The organism is Streptomyces sp. ISL-87 (genome assembly GCF_018614095.1).
Lineage (GTDB): Bacteria > Actinomycetota > Actinomycetes > Streptomycetales > Streptomycetaceae > Streptomyces.
Map to the genome: position 1 here is coordinate 1 of NZ_JAGGOY010000147.1, position 15807 is coordinate 15807.

General features: G+C 71.0%; 16 protein-coding genes. 9 read left to right on the forward strand and 7 right to left on the reverse strand.

All coding sequences use genetic code 11. The features are described from left to right. The 3 genes from J7I97_RS37365 to J7I97_RS37375 form a co-directional block, all read right to left on the reverse strand. Positions 1-402, reverse strand: a 402-nt coding sequence (locus J7I97_RS37365; protein ID WP_214944610.1) for a recombinase family protein, incomplete at its 3' end; no start/stop codon positions are given. Between the two features lie 171 nt (positions 403-573). After that, positions 574-1053 (reverse strand): HNH endonuclease signature motif containing protein, encoded by a 480-nt coding sequence (locus tag J7I97_RS40575; RefSeq protein WP_374103734.1) that lies wholly within the window; start codon positions 1051-1053, stop codon positions 574-576. A 584-nt stretch (positions 1054-1637) separates the two neighbouring features. Further along, positions 1638-3335, reverse strand: coding sequence for a recombinase family protein (locus tag J7I97_RS37375; RefSeq protein ID WP_214944614.1), 1698 nt, complete (start codon positions 3333-3335; stop codon positions 1638-1640). Positions 3336-3386: 51 nt separating this feature from the next. On the opposite strand from J7I97_RS37375, the gene J7I97_RS37380 reads away from it, so the two are divergent. Beyond that, the gene (locus J7I97_RS37380; RefSeq protein WP_308365476.1) at positions 3387-3731 is read left to right on the forward strand and encodes an antibiotic biosynthesis monooxygenase; all 345 of its coding nucleotides are present in this window, start codon (positions 3387-3389) and stop codon (positions 3729-3731) included. Positions 3732-3817: 86 nt separating this feature from the next. On the opposite strand, the gene J7I97_RS37385 is transcribed toward J7I97_RS37380, so the two are convergent. Beyond that, complete coding sequence (locus J7I97_RS37385) at positions 3818-4213, reverse strand: nuclear transport factor 2 family protein (RefSeq protein WP_214944618.1); 396 nt, start codon at positions 4211-4213, stop codon at positions 3818-3820. Between the two features lie 107 nt (positions 4214-4320). Here J7I97_RS37385 and J7I97_RS37390 point away from each other — a divergent pair, with 107 nt between their 5' ends. Next, positions 4321-4845 carry a GNAT family N-acetyltransferase gene (locus J7I97_RS37390; RefSeq protein WP_251051027.1) on the forward strand — a complete coding sequence of 175 codons (525 nt, stop codon included), beginning with the start codon at positions 4321-4323 and terminating at the stop codon, positions 4843-4845. Between the two features lie 69 nt (positions 4846-4914). On the opposite strand, the gene J7I97_RS37395 is transcribed toward J7I97_RS37390, so the two are convergent. Continuing rightward, entirely contained in the window at positions 4915-6984 is a 2070-nt protein-coding gene (locus J7I97_RS37395; protein WP_214944620.1) for an MFS transporter, read from the reverse strand. A 205-nt stretch (positions 6985-7189) separates the two neighbouring features. On the opposite strand from J7I97_RS37395, the gene J7I97_RS37400 reads away from it, so the two are divergent. The 3 genes from J7I97_RS37400 (at position 7190) to J7I97_RS37410 (ending at position 9765) form a co-directional block, all read left to right on the forward strand. Next, a complete protein-coding gene (locus tag J7I97_RS37400; protein ID WP_214944622.1) occupies positions 7190-8176 on the forward strand; it encodes a peptidoglycan-binding protein in 987 nt (328 codons plus the stop codon). A gap of 189 nt (positions 8177-8365) precedes the next feature. Further along, entirely contained in the window at positions 8366-9055 is a 690-nt protein-coding gene (locus tag J7I97_RS37405) for an HAD-IA family hydrolase (protein ID WP_214944624.1), read from the forward strand. A gap of 167 nt (positions 9056-9222) precedes the next feature. After that, positions 9223-9765, forward strand: coding sequence for an RICIN domain-containing protein (locus J7I97_RS37410; RefSeq protein ID WP_214944626.1), 543 nt, complete (start codon positions 9223-9225; stop codon positions 9763-9765). A 33-nt stretch (positions 9766-9798) separates the two neighbouring features. On the opposite strand, the gene J7I97_RS37415 is transcribed toward J7I97_RS37410, so the two are convergent. Both J7I97_RS37415 and J7I97_RS37420 read right to left on the reverse strand, forming a co-directional pair. Next, entirely contained in the window at positions 9799-10320 is a 522-nt protein-coding gene (locus tag J7I97_RS37415; protein WP_214944639.1) for a DinB family protein, read from the reverse strand. A 185-nt stretch (positions 10321-10505) separates the two neighbouring features. Then, entirely contained in the window at positions 10506-11087 is a 582-nt protein-coding gene (locus J7I97_RS37420; RefSeq protein WP_214944629.1) for a TMEM165/GDT1 family protein, read from the reverse strand. 518 nt (positions 11088-11605) lie between these two features. On the opposite strand from J7I97_RS37420, the gene J7I97_RS37425 reads away from it, so the two are divergent. The 4 genes from J7I97_RS37425 (at position 11606) to J7I97_RS37440 (ending at position 15569) form a co-directional block, all read left to right on the forward strand. Then, complete coding sequence (locus J7I97_RS37425) at positions 11606-12250, forward strand: HNH endonuclease family protein (RefSeq protein WP_214944640.1); 645 nt, start codon at positions 11606-11608, stop codon at positions 12248-12250. A gap of 104 nt (positions 12251-12354) precedes the next feature. Then, positions 12355-14028, forward strand: a complete 1674-nt coding sequence (locus J7I97_RS37430) for an alkaline phosphatase D family protein (protein ID WP_214944631.1) — start codon at positions 12355-12357, stop codon at positions 14026-14028. 234 nt (positions 14029-14262) lie between these two features. Beyond that, on the forward strand, positions 14263-14892 hold the full coding sequence (locus J7I97_RS37435) for a DedA family protein (protein ID WP_214944633.1): 630 nt from the start codon (positions 14263-14265) through the stop codon (positions 14890-14892). A gap of 182 nt (positions 14893-15074) precedes the next feature. After that, on the forward strand, positions 15075-15569 hold the full coding sequence (locus J7I97_RS37440) for a hypothetical protein (protein ID WP_214944635.1): 495 nt from the start codon (positions 15075-15077) through the stop codon (positions 15567-15569). Positions 15570-15807 lie beyond the last annotated feature (238 nt).

The following is a 15807-nucleotide window of genomic DNA, read 5'->3' on the forward strand; positions in this document are numbered from 1 at the left end:
ATTCCGCTGAATACCCAGGGTCAGGCTACGCTCGAACTCCGCCATCGCTCCCACCACCTGAAGCATGAGCCGGCCGTCCGGGGTGTTCGGGTCGATGCTCGCCAGCGCCCCAGTCAGTACTTTGAAGCCGATCCCACGGGCAGCAAGCGAGTCCACCAGCGTCACAAGGTCGATCAGCGACCGCGCGAACCGGTCCAGCTTCCACACGCACAGAGTGTCGCCGGGGCGCAGGTAGTCAAGAGCGGCCGTCAGCTCAGGCCGGTCAGTGTTCTTGCCACTCGCCTTGTCTGTGAAGATCTGGGCGCAGCCGGCCACCCTCAGCGCGTCGTGCTGCGACTGTGCTTCCTGGTCGTCGGTGGAGACTCGGGCGTATCCGATCAGGTGTCCTGCGGGCGTCGCCATGCGCCAATCGTCTCAGAACCCGTCTCAAAACATCAAGGGATTTCGGGATGTTCTGAGACGGGTGGAATCGTGACACTGCGCAACATCCGCCCCACCGAAATCCCCTGATGGTCCATCAGTCCATTTTCGCTCCCACACGCTCCGGTGACGGACAGGGCAGAGGCCCCCTGGTCAGCGCAGCGCCAGGAGCGGTGGGGACCACTCGTCCAACAGTCGGTCCTTCTTAGATGAGTTGCACACCACGCAGACCACTCGCATGTTGGCGACGGTCGACAACCCACCCCGCGATATGGGAGTCAGGTGGTCGATCACTCCGCCCTCGGGCAGCGGGGCCGAACAGTGGAAGCAACGTGCATCGCCGTGCGCAGCACGAACCTTGCGCTGAAGCGTGGCCCGTCGGGCGACAGTCCGTTGCACCGCCTGGCAGGCACGGCACACGCCATCGCGGAACTTCAGGACCACGGGCTTGCCGCAGCGCCGGCAATCCACCGGTCCCGGCTTGGTACGGGCACGTTTGCGCAGATGCTCAACGGCACGGCTGCACCGATCGGAGCAGTACAGGCGACCGCGACCACCCGACAGGCCCACGGGCTCCGAACACTTCGGGCCCTGACAAGGCTTCTGGGCAACCTCCTGCCGCCTCCGCTCCACCTCCTTCTTGCGCGCATCGTGCCGGGACTTCTCCGCCTCCTCCGCGCACCGCAGGCAGTACAGCGCCCAGGACTCCCGCCCATGAGGCTCACCGCAGCGATGACAACAAGGCGCACCAGTGGAAGCCCGTACCGCCTCACGCGCCTTGCGGGCGGCGATCTGCAACCGGGCCGACTCGACGCACAACGGCGCACCGCACGTCCCACGGTCAGAGCGTGGACGTGGGCCAAGGCACTCAGAACACGTGGCACGCGACTCCTCAAGGGCCGTCAAGCGGCACCCCCTCTTTCGTTTTTGTTGATCATGAACCGTTGCTGCGGCAGCGCTGCAAGCCAGTAACCACAAGGGTTAGGACGGGGTTCCGGGCAGGGCCCAAAGAAGCAAAGCAGCGGAAACCGAGACCCACCCCGTCAACGTCGTTCCACCACTCCCCCGACGAAACCGTGACCGAAGTCCGACGTCGCCCCCGACCCTAGGCGGAGCCACTGACAGCAATCCCGCAGGTCACACACGCTGCCTGGAACGCCGAACGGCCCGCCACCGGGTTTCCCCAGCAACGAGCCGTGAATGACGCTCAGGCAGGCTCAGGCCCCCGCAGGTTCCGGAGACTCAGCCCACCGCAGGATCACGCGGTGTGGCGTGTTCGCGTTCCGGCCCCTGCCCACAGACTTGGCGATCCGCACAGAGTCGATGAACAGCACCAGGAACTCCCGCTTCGTCTTGAGGTCCCACGCCGCCCACGTGGACCCCTCGCCGATCGGGTCTCCGTCCACGCCGGTCCACTCGTTGGGAATCTCGATCGTCTGGCTTTCCCTCGCGTCCAACTGGGCAAGCCGTTCAGCCGTGCGTTCCTCGTGGGCCGACAGGCGCGCCATGGACTCCTGGAACATCTGCGTGCCGGTCTTGTCGTCGTAGACACCGGCCAACCGGTCCATGTGCAGGATGCGGCGAGACTCCCGTACGTGCTCCAGTTCGGCGCGTACGGCCGCTCGTTCAGCGTCTCGCTGGGACGTATCCCGCTGCCTGGCGAATCGACGTGCCGCCTCAGCGAGCCACTCCAAATCTTCCGGGTCGTCCGGGTCCATGGCGGTGAGGCGCGCCCACACTCGGCGTGCGGTCTGGTCGTCCGCCGCTTCCTGACCGATGACGAGACCGCCGTGGCCGGCTACGACTCCCCCGGCCCGATTGCACTTGTAATAGAGCTTTCCCGCCCGGCGGTCAGCGACCATGACGGAGCCGCACACGTCGCAGAACAGCAGCCCGTGACCGGCAAGCAGCGTGGGCACGCGTCGCCCAGCGCGCACGACGGTCTGTGTGCGGCCGTTGAGCACGTCCTGTAGCAGCCACCACTCCTCAGCGGGGATCAGCCCATCGTGCGTCTGGACAGGCTGCCCATCCTCGTCACGGAGGATGACGCGCTTGCCCGTCTTGCCCGGGACCGGGTTGCCCTCAGCATCCTTCGTCGGCAGGAGGCGCCCTTGCCACTCGATGGCGTACCCGGCAAGGCGAGGGTCCCGCAGGATGCGGAGCACGGTGGAGGACACCCACGCCGGCCGGTCCACGGCTTCCGAGACCGCCCGGGCACGCCGCGCGGCAAGCCGCTTTATCCCCGCCTCTCCCAGGGATTCGGCCTTGGTCGGCACTCCCTCTTCGTTGAGACGCTTGGCGATCTGCGAGGCGGACAGGCCGCCTGCCGCCCACTTGGCCATGTCACGGACATGTGGGGCCTCTACGGGGTCCGGGACGAGCCGGATGACGGACAGCTTGCCGCTGGTTCCCCGCTCCGTCGTAAAGCCGTACGGGGCGACGCCGGACACGTGGCTACCGGCCCGCCGGAGCGTGTCCTTGGTGGCGGAGACGTAGGCCGACTTCATGTCGGATTCCTGCTGCGCCAGACCCGCGATGATGGCGAGGATTCCGACACCGACCGGGGTGGACGTGTCGAGGTACGGTTCCTCGACGCTGACCAGCCGGACACCGTGCGACTCCAGCTCTTCGATGATCCGCATGGCTTCCAGCGCGCCACGGCGTGTGAGGCGAGACAGCGAGAAGACGACCACCGCGTCCACGTGGCCGCCGCGTACGGCCGTCATCATTTCCTCGAACGCCGGGCGGTGGGTGCTCGGGTCCCATCCGGACTTGCCGACATCCTCGAAGTGCCCCGCATCTTTCCACCCTTTCGAGCTAATGAGTGACGCGCATCGGTCGCGCTGCGCCATGGGTGACGCCTGGGAATCGTCTTCACGACGCTTCGACTGCCGGATGTAGGAGACTGAACGCACGTCGTCAAGGCTAGGCGCATGGCCCGGCCTGTGATTCCTGAGAGGTGTCATGTGCCTAGTGTTGTAAAGATCAACGCACTCACCGTTCCCGCCGAGCAGCGGGAGGTGCTGGAGCAGCGCTTCGCCTCGCGGGCGGGGGCCGTTGAGGGGTCGGACGGGTTCGAGTGGTTCGAGCTGCTGCGCCCCGTCGAGGGCACCGACCAGTACCTGGTGTACACGCGGTGGCGGTCCGAGGAGGACTTCCAGGCGTGGATGGAGGGGCCGATGAAGGCCGCTCACCAGGGCGGCGGCGGGGCGGCCGGCGGGGCTGGCGGGGAGCGTCCGAAGCCGGCGGCCTCGGGGTCCTCGGTGTGGTCGTTCGAGGTCGTGCAGCAGGCGGCGCCCAAGCAGGCGTGAACAGGGCGAGGCCCGGGGCCGGTTGGCTCCGGGCCTCGTCTTTCTTCGTGACCCGGGCGAGCCCTGCCGGCTGCTCGGCTACCCGACTAACTCCAGAAGGCGTCGCTCTCGTCGATGTCCGCGGTGCACTGGTCGATGTCTGTGATCTTGTTGCCGACGATGGTGAAGAAGAGGCCTTCGCGGATCTCGATGCCCCGGTCTCCCCGGTCGCCGCGCGAGGTGTGGAAGCTCATGGCGTGGCCGCGGCCGTCGGCGAGGACCGATTCCAGGTGGACCTGGAAGGTTCCGTTCGTCTCCTCACCGAGGCGGCGGTAGAGGTCCATGACCGCCTCGCGCCCCTTGTGGTGCCCGGAAAGCGGGTTGTTGCCGGGCACGTGATGAATGACGTCCGCCGTCATCAACGAGCTCAGCGTCTCCAGGTCGCCCTTGCCGAAGGCCTCGTAGCCACGGCGGATCAGGGCACAGTCAGGGTGCTCAGACATGACGGTTCACGGCCCTCCGTGTGCACGGTTTGTCCTTTTCCTATCATCGGACCGTGCCTGTGGATATTCCAACGCAGGAGTCGGTGCGCGGACCCCACAATGACGCCATGACGAGCAACATGATCAGTACCTCAGCCCCTGCGGCGCCGGCCTCGACATGGACGGTCGCCCCTGAGTCCTTCAGCACCCCGGACGCCACCGCCCTGCGCCGCGCGTACTTCGCGGAGGTCGCCGGCCGGTACTGGAAACGGGCCGCCACCGAAGCCGAGATCGACCAGGGCCTGCTGGACTCCCCGGACGACGGGCTGGCCCCGCCAACGGGCCAGTTCGTCGTGGGCCGGCTCGACGGCAAGCCCCTCGCCTGCGGCGGCATACGCCTGCTCGACCCCGTCACCGCCGAGCTCACCAGGGTGTACGTCGACCAGCGCGCCCGCGGCCTCGGCGGCGGGGCGGCGCTGCTCGCGGTCCTGGAGGAGGCCGCCCGGGAGCTCGGCGCCGAGAGGGTGCGCCTGGACACCCGGTCCGATCTGGTGGAGGCACGCGCTCTGTACGCGCGGCACGGGTACCGGGAGATACCGGCGTACAACTCCGGGCCGTACGCCGAGCACTGGTTCGAGAAGCGCCTGGTCTGACCGGGGTCCCCGGCGGCCCGCCGCGGACCTGAGCGGCCCTGTGCGGGTCTCAGCGGGCCTCGGCGGGCCTCAGCGGGCGGCGTGGTCCCGGCGCGGCAAGGTGTCGTGGGGCTCCTCGTCGTCGCAACCGCAGAGCTCCGCGTTGATCTCCTCGACCAGCTTGACCAGGTCGGTCGGACGTCCGGGGCCCCACCAGTCGCCGAGCAGCTCGGCGAGCGACTCCTGCCGGGCGGCGGTCAGCCGAGCGGCGGTCTCACGGCCCCGGTCGGTCAGGACCAGCGGCAGCCCGTCCCGGGAGGCGAGCCCGCGCTCCTCGATCTGGCGGGCTGCCTCGGTGATGGCCTTCAGCGGCACCGCGGTGCGTTCGGCGAGCAACGCGGGTTCGACCGAGCCGTACTTGTTGATCCGCAGCAGCATCCAGCTGGCTGCGGGGAGCAGGTCGTAGCCCGCCTTCTCGGTGATCTTCTCGTAGACGTGGCGCCGGCCCTCGCGGGTGCCGAGGACCGACAGCGCGCGGGCGACCTCGTCCCGGGAGGAACGCTCGACGGGGTTGGAGGCGAGGGTCTCGGTCACATCGGGTGCGGTGACCGAGCCGCGGAGCTTGTCCTCGCGGAGGAACCAGGCGACGACGAAGGCGAGGAGGACCACGGGCACCGCGTAGAGGAAGACGTCGGTGATCGAAGTGGCGTAGGCGTCGAGCACGGGGGGACGCAGCTCCGCGGGCAGCTCGGCGATGGCCCGGGGGTCGGCCTCCAGTTGCGCGGCGCTCGTGCCGGGCGGCAGCGGGACGCCGGCGAGAGCGGTGGCGAGCTTGTCGTCCAGGCGGTTGGTGAAGACCGTGCCGAAGATGGCGACGCCGAAGGAGGCGCCGATGGAGCGGAAGAAGGTGGCGCCGGAGGTGGCGACGCCGAGGTCCTCGTAGCTCACCGCGTTCTGCACCACCAGCACGAGTACCTGCATGACCAGGCCGAGCCCCGCGCCGAAGACGAAGAAGTAGACGCTCATCTCCCAGTCGCTGCTGTCGCGGTGCAGCTGGTGCAGGAGGAGCAGTCCGACGGCGGTGACGGCGGTACCGGCGATCGGGAAGACCTTCCATCGACCGGTGCGGCTCACGAGCTGGCCGGAGCCGGTGGAGGCGATCAGCATGCCGAGCACCATCGGCAGCATGTGGACGCCCGACATCGTCGGCGAGACGCCCCGCACGACCTGGAGGAACGTCGGCAGGTAGACCATCGCGCCGAACATCGCGAAGCCGACGACGAAGCTGATCACCGAGGAGAGGGTGAAGGTGCGGATCCGGAACAGTTTGAGCGGCAGGACGGGTTCGGCGGCCCGGCGTTCCACGAAGAGGAAGGCGACGAGCAGCACGGCGCCGAGGACGATGAGGCCGATGATCCGGGCCGAGTCCCAGCCCCAGGTGGCGCCGAGGGAGGCGACGAGGACGAGGCAGGTCGCGACGGAGGCGATGAGGACGGTGCCGAGGTAGTCGATGGTGTGCTTCGAGGAGCGCACCGGGATGTGCAGGACGGCCGCGATGACGGCGAGCGCGACGAGACCGATGGGGAGGTTGATGTAGAAGACCCAGCGCCAGGAGAGGTGGTCGACGAACAAGCCGCCGAGCAGCGGGCCCAGCACGCTGGTCGCGCCGAAGACGGCGCCGAAGAGGCCTTGGTACTTGCCGCGTTCGCGGGGCGGGACGATGTCGCCGACGATCGCCATCGACAGCACCATCAGTCCACCGCCGCCCAGGCCTTGCAGGGCGCGGAACCCGATGAGCTGCGGCATGTCCTGGGCGATCCCGCACAGGGCGGAGCCGATGAGGAAGAGGACGATGGCGAACTGGAAGAGCTTCTTGCGGCCGTACTGGTCGCCGAGCTTGCCCCACAGCGGAGTGGCTGCGGTGGAGGCGAGCATGTAGGCGGTGACCACCCACGACAGGTGTTCCATCCCGCCCAGATCGCTGACGATCGTCGGAAGGGCGGTGGAGACGATGGTCTGGTCGAGCGCGGCGATCAGCAGCCCGAGCAGCAGTGCGCCGATGGCGATGAGCACGTCGCGGGAGGCGTGTTCGGTCGCGGGGCCGGTCTTCTGCGGGTCGGGACCGGGGTCCACGGCCGACGGGGTCACATCCTGAGCCATCGACTCCTCCTCGGGCCGGATCAACATTTCCATCCTGAGTGGTGTGTCCGGTTATGGCCTGTCGGAGGGGGGTTGGCAAGCCCTGGCGGGTCTGGATAATCGCAGGCAGTGTCCAGGGAGGGTTCCATTGAGCGCTGAGCGCTGTCCAGATTGCGACGCCGTGGGCGTCGGCTGCGGGTGTGCGCGGCGTGCGGGGTTCGAGCCCTTGCGTATCCGCCCGTATGTAACGCTGCCCGACCCGGGCCAGGCGGACGCCCCGCCGTCCCCGCAGCCGCTGCTGGGCGTCGTCGCCCCGCCGCCGCAGGCCCCTGAGGCCCCGCCGGCGCCGGGCCGGGGCGCGTACGGCCATGCGGGCGAGGCTGCTACGGAACTGCTGCCCCCGGTCCCGCCCGGGGCGGCACCGGACCAGGACGACACCCCGGCGTACGGGATACCCGTACCGCCGGTGCACCCGGCATGGCCGGACGAGACGGTCCCGCTGCGGGCGATACCAGCGGAGCCGGGGTTCCTGCCGGGATCACAGCCGCAGCCGCCGCACGGCGGCGGAACCGGCGATGGGCCGGGGAACGCAACCGGAGGGGGCTGGGGAGGGGGTGGGGGTGGGGCCCCGGAGGGGCGGTCCGGTCCCGCTGCCCGGCGGCGGCTGCTGCCCCTGCTGATCGGCGCGGGAGCGGTGGTCGCCCTGGGGTCGGCGGCCCTGGCGGCGGGCGTGTTCGGGGGTTCCGGGACGGCCGACACCGCGCTGACCGGTCCGAAGCCGTCGGCGCCCGCGGTGAGCGCGGCCCCGGCCGGGCCGACCCAGGCCTCACCGAGTCCCAGGCGCAGCCCGTCCCCCTCCGCCTCACGTTCGGCGTCACCGTCGCCGAGTGCGTCCCGTTCGGCATCGCCGTCCGCCTCCGCCTCACGCTCCGCGTCCCCGTCCCCGAGCCGGTCGGCGAGCGCAAGCCGCTCCCCCAGCCCGAAGGCGCCGGCGCCGGCGCCGGTCAAGAGCCTGCAGTACGGCGATTCGGGCCCGGAGGTGGAGCAGCTCCAGCGGCTGCTGGCGGCGGAGCACCTCTACCGGGGCAAGTTCACCGGCAAGTTCGATGACCGGACGGAGAACGCGGTGTCGACGTTCCAGTGGGAGAACGACATCACCGAGGACCCTTGGGGCGTCTACGGTCCGGCGACCCGGCAGGCCCTGGAGGGATAGGACGGGACAGAGGCCGGACGGGGGCCGGACGGAGGCGGGACGGGCGCGGGAGGGCCGCGGGACAGGGCGAGTGGCGCAGACCGCCCTCAGTTTTGTATCGTGTAGGAACAAAGTGGTTCCGTCCTCACTCCCTGACCGGTGGACGGAACCACTTGTTTCACTTCTAGCACCCTGTCTGGAGCCCCGTCGATGCCGGCCAGCACCGCCACCGCCCCCCTCGTCCTCAGCGCCAGGGCCCTGCTCCTGGACATGGACGGCACCATCGTCAACTCCGACGCGGTGGTCGAGCGCTGCTGGCGCGACTGGGCGGTGTCCCACGGGCTGGACCCGCGGGAGGCCCTCAAGGTCGTCCACGGCCGCCAGGGCTACGCCACGATGGCCATCCTGCTCCCCGAACGCCCGATGGAGCAGAACTACGCCGAGAACACCGTGATGCTGGCCCGCGAGACCGCCGACACCGACGGCGTGGTCCCGGTCGGGGGCGCCCCCGAGTTCATGGCCGCGATCGACGGCCTCCCGCACGCCCTGGTCACCTCGGCCGACGCCGCCCTGGCCGCGGCCCGGATGACCGCCGCCGGCCTGCCGATGCCCGCGATACGGGTGACCGCCGAGTCCGTCGCGGCCAGCAAGCCCGACCCCGAGGGCTTCCTCAAGGGCGCCGCGGAACTGGGCGTGGACCCGGCCGACTGCATCGTCTTCGAGGACTCGGCCGCCGGTATCGCCGCGGGCCGGGCCGCCGGCATGCGTGTCATCGGCATCGGCCCCCGCGCCGCCGCCCACGCCCCGACGGCCCACGTCCCCGACCTGACGTCGATCCGCGTCCACTCCACCCCGGACGGCGCCGTCCACCTCACCCTCCACCCCACACCCCGGGCGTAGCCCTGCCCGCGGTAACCCGAATGGCAGAGCCCAAGACGGGGTGGTCACCCAAACGCCGCTAGCGTTGCCCTGCAGGCATTCGTGGCGAGCGATAGCGAGTCATAGCAGGTCACAGGCAGTTCGCACTTCGCTTCCCAATACGCAGGAGAACGGGAAGGAGGAGAAGTATGCCGAACCCGATGACGCGTCGTACGGCCCGCCTGGCCGCGCTCTCCAGCGTGGCACTCGCTCAGTCCCTGGTGGTCGGCCCGGGGCCGGCCCACGCCGCTGTGCAGTACTACGAGATTCGGTCCCCGAGCAACATGTGCCTGAGCGTCGCGGCATCCAGTCTCCGCGACGGCGCGGACGTGATCCAGTGGAACTGCCTGGGCGCCACGGACCAGCGCTGGCGGCTGACGAACGTCGCCGACCGGCCCGCCGGGAAGCTGGAGCACGGCCTCTTGGTCAAAATCCGGGCGCAGCACAGCGACAAGTGCCTGGCCGTTGCGCAGGACAGCCTTGAGCTGGGTGCCGACACCGTTCAGGCGGACTGCGGGGACATGACGACCACTGCGACGTGGTGGCTGAACGGTAGTGGAGACCTCTACTCGATCGAGGGCGAGCACTGCGTCAGTGTGGAGCACGCGAGTGCCAGGAAGGGCGCGGACGTCGTCCAGGGAGACTGCGAGGGCAGCAGCCGCCAGAAGTGGCGGTTCACGCCCTGGGAATGAGCCTGCCGGCCCGTCCTCACGCGGGCGTCGGCGCTACTGTCCCACGCGGCCGTCGATGCGTTCGCGCAGGAAATCGGCGTGACCGTTGTGGCGGGCGTACTCCTCGATCATGTGGACCAGCACCTCGCGGAGCGCCATCGGCTCCCCGCCGTTGTCGCCGGTGACGTCGAGGTCAGGGGCCTCGGCGACGAGTTGTTCCGCGAACGCGGTCTCCGCCCGCCAGGTGGCCCAGGCGTCCTCGACGACCGCCGGGTCGGCCACGGCGCCGGTGAACTCCCCGATGGGGTCGTCGTCCGTGCGGTAGTGCCGACGTAGCGCCTGGCCTGCCATCACACCCCGGAACCACTTCTGCTCCACCCCCGCGAGGTGTCGTACGAGGCCCAGCAGGGACAGGTTCGACGGTTCCACCGAGCGCCGCGCCATCGCCTCGGCGTTGAGGCCGGTGCACTTCAGCTCCAGCGTGAGCCGCTGGTCGCGCAGGTAGCCGGCGAGCGTGGCCCGTTCGCCCTGGAAGCCGCCGTCGGTGCGGGCGTCGTCATCGGGGTGGACGAACATGTTGTCCCAGCCGAAACGCGGACCGGGCGCGGCCCCGGGCTCAGGCGAGGACGCGGGCGCGGGCGCGGGCGCGGGCGCGGGCTCAGGCATGGAGATACCTGCAAGATCGTCGGTCACGGCCGCGAGCGTCCCCCATGCCCCTGCCTTCCGCAACGGAATTTCCGGCCGCGGCCCGCCGCCCGCGCTCAGCCCGCGATCGCCTCGTACAGCGAGAACGCGGCCAGCGCCGCCATCACCGCGGCCGCGACCCTGGTGATCAGCCGCAGCGGCACGTACTTCATGAGGGTCCGCCCGCCCAGGATTCCGATGGCCGCGACCGCCCACAGGGCGAGCACCGCGCCGAAGCCGACGGAGACGGGGTTGTCGTACCGGGCGGCGAGGTTGGCCGTCATGATCTGGGTCAGGTCGCCGAACTCGGCCACCAGGATCAGCATGAAGCCGGCTCCGGAGACCTTCCAGAAGGACTGGTCGGCGGGCGGCGTGACGTCCTCCTCGCCCTCGCTCTTCTTCAGGAGCAGCATGACCGCCCCCGCGAGGAAGAGGATGCCGACGACGGCCTGCACCAGCCGGTGCGGGAGCAGGGTGAGCACGCTGCCGGCGGCGATGGCCAGCCCGACGTGCACGGCGAAGGCCGCGGCGACCCCCGCGAAGACGTACGAGGCGCGGTAGCGGGTGCCGAGCATCAGGCCGGCGAGGGCCGTCTTGTCGGGGAGCTCGGCGAGGAAGACGACGCCGAAGGCGATCGCCATGACGGTGAAGCTGAACACGGGGCGGAACCTCAATCGGTGCGGCGAGACGCCGTCGGCACCGAGAGACCTGGGGGTGATTCAGGGGTCGCTTCGGCTCGGCGGCGCCCCGGGTGCGTCGGTGCGTGCGTGCACGCGCCAATGCCTGAACAGGACACTGCGGCCGAAGGTCTCGCTGACCGACCGCTGTCCGCGGCCTGCCTCCGGGCGCCGGCTGGGGTGACCCAGCAGTATGTCGACGGTCCGGCGAAGAGCTACTCCCCTTCTGCTCGTCCAGAGTACGTGACGCCCGCGCCCGGAATCACCCCTTGATCCCGGTCTTGCCTCCGCCCGCACCTCCGCCACCCCCACGGAACCTCAACTTCCGCTTAATCAGGGGCCCTTGCACATCTTGATGTGACGTGCTCATGTCGGCAGGCTGTCACCTGGCGCCCATCCCCGCGAAACCTGGCGCCGACACCATGGCCGCACCCCTCCGGGGCCGAACGGCCCACATCCCCCCTCATCCACGGAGTCCCCTCATGGCCTTCAGGACCCTCATACCCGCCGTCTACGCGCGTCGCATCGCCGTACTGGCGTCCGCTGCCGCGCTCGCCTCCCTCACCTCCCTCGTGAACGCGCCGGCCGCACAGGCCTCCCCGCCCACCCCTATCAGCGCGGCCGCCGCCCGCTCGTACCTCGCCACGGTCACGCCGAAGGCGGAGGGCTCCACCACCGGCTACAGCCGCGACCTGTTCCCGCACTGGACCACCGTCTCCGGCACCTGCAACACGCGCGAGACCGTCCTCAAGCGCGACGGCGTGAACGTCGTCCAGGACTCCTCCTGCGCCGCGGTCAGCGGAAGCTGGTACTCCGAGTACGACGGCGCCACCTGGACCGCCGCCTCCGACCTCGACATCGACCACGTCGTCCCGCTCGCCGAGGCCTGGCGCTCCGGCGCCAGCTCCTGGACCACCAGCAAGCGGCAGCTGTTCGCCAACGACCTCACCCGCCCGCAGCTCATCGCCGTCACCGACAACGTCAACCAGGCCAAGGGCGACCTCGACCCCGGCAAGTGGATGCCGCCGCGGACCGCGTACTACTGCACGTACGCCCGCATGTGGGTCAACGTGAAGCAGTACTGGGGTCTGAGCATGGACTCCGGCGAGAAGACGGCCCTGGTGAACGTTCTCAACGGCTGCTGACGCCACCGCCGGCCCGCTCCCGGCCTCTCCCCCGCCAGGGGGAGGCCAGGCTCCCCCTCCGCGTCGTACCGTGATCGAAGGGGCTACGGAGGAGGGGGAGTTACATGGCCGGATTGCGGCTCGGGCCACTGCTGCGCTACGTCGACTGGGACACGGGCGGCTCCGCCACGCTCTGGGTGGAGGCGGACCGCCCGTGCACGGCCGAGGTGCGCTGCGCCGACGGAGCCGGGGGGAGCGTGCGCACCTTCCAGATAGCCGGGCACCACTACGCGCTGGTACCGGTGACCGGCCTCACCCCTGGAGCCACGACGGCGTACGAGGTACTGCTCGACGGCGTCCGCGTCTGGCCGCTGCCCGACAGCGCCTTCCCGCCGAGCACCATCACCACGCCTGCCGTCGCCGGGCAGGGCCGTCCCGCGCCCGGGTTGAGGGTCACGTTCGGCTCCTGCCGGCAGGCCGCGCCCCCCGCCGGCCGGCGCGGGCCGCACGGCCCGGACGCGCTGGACACCCTCGCGGGGCGGCTGGCCACCGACCCTGAGGCGGTCCGGCCCGATGTCCTCCTCCTGCTCGGCGACCAGGTGTACGCCGACCAGCTGTCCCGGGAGACCCGCCGGTGGCTGGCGGCCCGGCGGGACCTGCGGGAGCCCCCGGGCGCGCAGGTCGCGGACTACGAGGAGTACACCCGGCTCTACTACGAGTCCTGGCTCGATCCGGAGATCCGCTGGCTCCTGTCCACCGTGCCGAGCCTCCATATATTCGACGACCACGACGTCGTGGACGACTGGAACACCAGCGCCGCGTGGCTGGCGGAGATGCGGGCGACGGCGTGGTGGCCGGAGCGGGTGCTCAGCGGGCTGATGTCGTACTGGGTGTACCAGCACCTGGGCAATCTCTCCCTCGCCGAGCTGGAGGCGGACGCGCTGTACGGGGCGATACGCCGGACCCCGGACGGTACGGACGCGCTACGGGCCTTCGCCGCCGCGGCGGACGCCGATCCGGCCGGCGTCCGCTGGAGCTACCGGCGCGACTTCGGCCGGTCGCGGCTGCTGATGGTGGACACCCGTGCGGCCCGGGTGCTGGCCGAGGACGGGCGGGCGATGCTCGACCCGGCGGAGCAGCAGTGGCTCCGGGACAACGCCCTCGCCGGACACGGGGGTTACGACCACCTGCTCATCGGGTCCTCGCTGCCCTGGCTGATGCCGCCGCTGATCCATGACGCGGAGGTCTGGAACGCGGCGCTGTGCCGCGGGGAGCGGGGCCCTCGGTGGGCGCGGATCGGGGAGGACTTGCGCCGGCGCAGCGATCTGGAGCACTGGGCGGCGTTCCCGGCCTCGTTCTCGGCGCTCAGCGATCTGATCGAGGAGGTGGGGACGGGGCCGCGGGCGCCGGCGACGGTGTGCGTGCTGTCGGGGGACGTGCACCACGCGTATGTGGCCGAGCCCCGAATACCCAGTACGGCGCGGGTGTTCCAGCTGACGTGCTCGCCGGTGCACAACTCCATCCACGTGGCGGTGAAGTGGGGCTTCCGGCTGGGCTGGTCGCGGACCGGGCGGTGGCTGGGGCGCGGCTTCTCCCGGCACGGGCGCACGGGCCGGCCTCCGCTCAGCTGGCGGCGCACGGGAGGGCCCTGGTTCGGCAACCAGCTGATGACGCTCGCCCTGGCGGGCCGCACGGCCCGACTGCGGCTGGACCAGGCCCGCAAGGCGCCGCGAGGTCGCCAGGGGGCGCGGCTGGTCACCGTACTGGACCGCGAGCTGACCGCCGCGAAGCCCGGGTAACGCGCCCGGCCGTCACGCGTACGACTGGAACGGCCCCCGGATCCGGGGGCCGGGCGGAGGCCCGGCCGTGGGCCGAAGCGGGGGCTTGCGGGCCTGACACACGGGGCGCCCCGGGCGTCCAGCATGCGAACGCCGGGCGTACGCTGTATGGCTGTCAGCCGCCCCTGCCGCTCCCCCGCGACGTCGCGGCGCTTCACTGCCGAAGCACCCTGAACCGGACTGGGGAGTCCCGCTTTGCTTGAGACTCTGGGGTCGTTGATGACGAGCCCGTGGATCTACGCCGTGGTGGCGCTGTCCATCGTGCTCGACGTCTTCCTGCCGGTGCTCCCGAGCGGGGTCCTGGTGATCACCGCGGCGGCCGCGGCGGCCGCCGCCGGGGCGGCCGGCCCAGTGCCGGTGCCCGCGCAGGTGCCGGACATCATGGCGCTGCTGGTGATCGCCACGACCTCCTCGGTGTTGGGTGACATGGCCGCGTACCGGCTGGCCCGGCGCGGCGGAGCCCGGCTGGACCGGGCCATCGCCCGCTCCCGCCGGCTGACGCGGGCCCAGGACCACCTGGGCACCGCCCTGGCCCGCGGCGGCGGCGCTCTGGTGGTGATCGCCCGCTTCGCCCCGGCCGGCCGCTCGGTGGTCTCCCTGGGCGCGGGCAAGACGCAGCGCAAGGTCAAGGAGTTCCTGCCCTGGTCGGTTCTGGCTGGCATGGCCTGGGCCGGCTACAGCGTGGCCCTGGGCTACTTCGGCACTCAGTGGCTCGGCACGACCTGGCTCGGCACCGCGGTCTCGGTCGCCGCCCTCTTCGCGGCGGGCGCCCTGGCCGTCTTCCTCATCCGCCGCCCGCCCCCGGCCCCGGCCCCGGCCGCCTGATCCGTTTTCCCCCGGCCGGCCCGAGAGCGTAGGCCAGGCGGGGCAGTCGGTCACCCGTTCACCCGGCTCCGATCGCCGCCTCAGCGCTGGGCTCCTAGCGTCCATGGCACGGTGCGCAACCGAATCCGCGTCACATCCGTGCCCTGGCCGCGCCGTTTCGAGGAGCCCGAGGAGTTCTCTCCATGTCCGCCACGCGCAACCGGCACCGCCTCATCAGCATCGCGGCCGCGACCCTCATCGCCGCCGCGGCCACTCCCGTCACGCTCGCCCACGCCAACGCCTCCGCCAGCGTCTCCCCCAGCTCCGTCGCCCCCGGCGGCCGGGTCAGCCTCAACATCACCGGCTGCGGCACCAAGACCGGCACCGCGTCCTCCCGCGCGTTCGGCAGCGTCCGCCTGACCCCGGGCAACCTGGAGGCCAGCAACCTCTTCGGCAGCGCCACCGTCTTCCGCGACATCAGCCCCGGCTCGCACCCCGTCACCTTCGAATGCGGCGGCCCCGGTGGCGAGCGCGTCACGGTCTCCCTGAACGTCATTTCGGGCGCCGCCCGCGGCGGCATGGGCGGCAGCGTCGGCTCGATGAGCCCGGGTCAGATCGCCCTGGGCGGCGGGCTCGTCGCGGCCGCACTCGGCGCCGGCGTGTGGGTGATGCGCCGCCGCGCGGAACCATCGGCCTGACCGACGCGCCCCGACACCGAGCCGCGGGGCCCGAAGCCCCGCCCCGACGCCGACCCTGGCGCGCCCGAAGCCCCGCCACGCCGCCGAGGCGGAGAACCCGATGGCCCGCCACGTCACCGAGCCGGGGGACCCGAAGCACCGCCACGTCGCCGAGCCGCAGGGCCCGAAGGCCCCGCCCCGGCTCGGGGGCCCTCCGCCTATGGCTCGGGGCGCACCGGGCGCTAGGTCCGTTCTTCGC

Coding starts and splice junctions, on each gene's coding strand:
- J7I97_RS37385 (WP_214944618.1), bottom strand. CDS start 4,213: ATGTCTGAGCACCCTGACTGTGCCCTGATCCGCCGTGGCTACGAGGCC.
- J7I97_RS37390 (WP_251051027.1), top strand. CDS start 4,321: ATGACGAGCAACATGATCAGTACCTCAGCCCCTGCGGCGCCGGCCTCG.
- J7I97_RS37395 (WP_214944620.1), bottom strand. CDS start 6,984: ATGGCTCAGGATGTGACCCCGTCGGCCGTGGACCCCGGTCCCGACCCG.
- J7I97_RS37405 (WP_214944624.1), top strand. CDS start 8,366: ATGCCGGCCAGCACCGCCACCGCCCCCCTCGTCCTCAGCGCCAGGGCC.
- J7I97_RS37410 (WP_214944626.1), top strand. CDS start 9,223: ATGCCGAACCCGATGACGCGTCGTACGGCCCGCCTGGCCGCGCTCTCC.
- J7I97_RS37415 (WP_214944639.1), bottom strand. CDS start 10,320: ATGTTCGTCCACCCCGATGACGACGCCCGCACCGACGGCGGCTTCCAG.
- J7I97_RS37430 (WP_214944631.1), top strand. CDS start 12,355: ATGGCCGGATTGCGGCTCGGGCCACTGCTGCGCTACGTCGACTGGGAC.
- J7I97_RS37440 (WP_214944635.1), top strand. CDS start 15,075: ATGTCCGCCACGCGCAACCGGCACCGCCTCATCAGCATCGCGGCCGCG.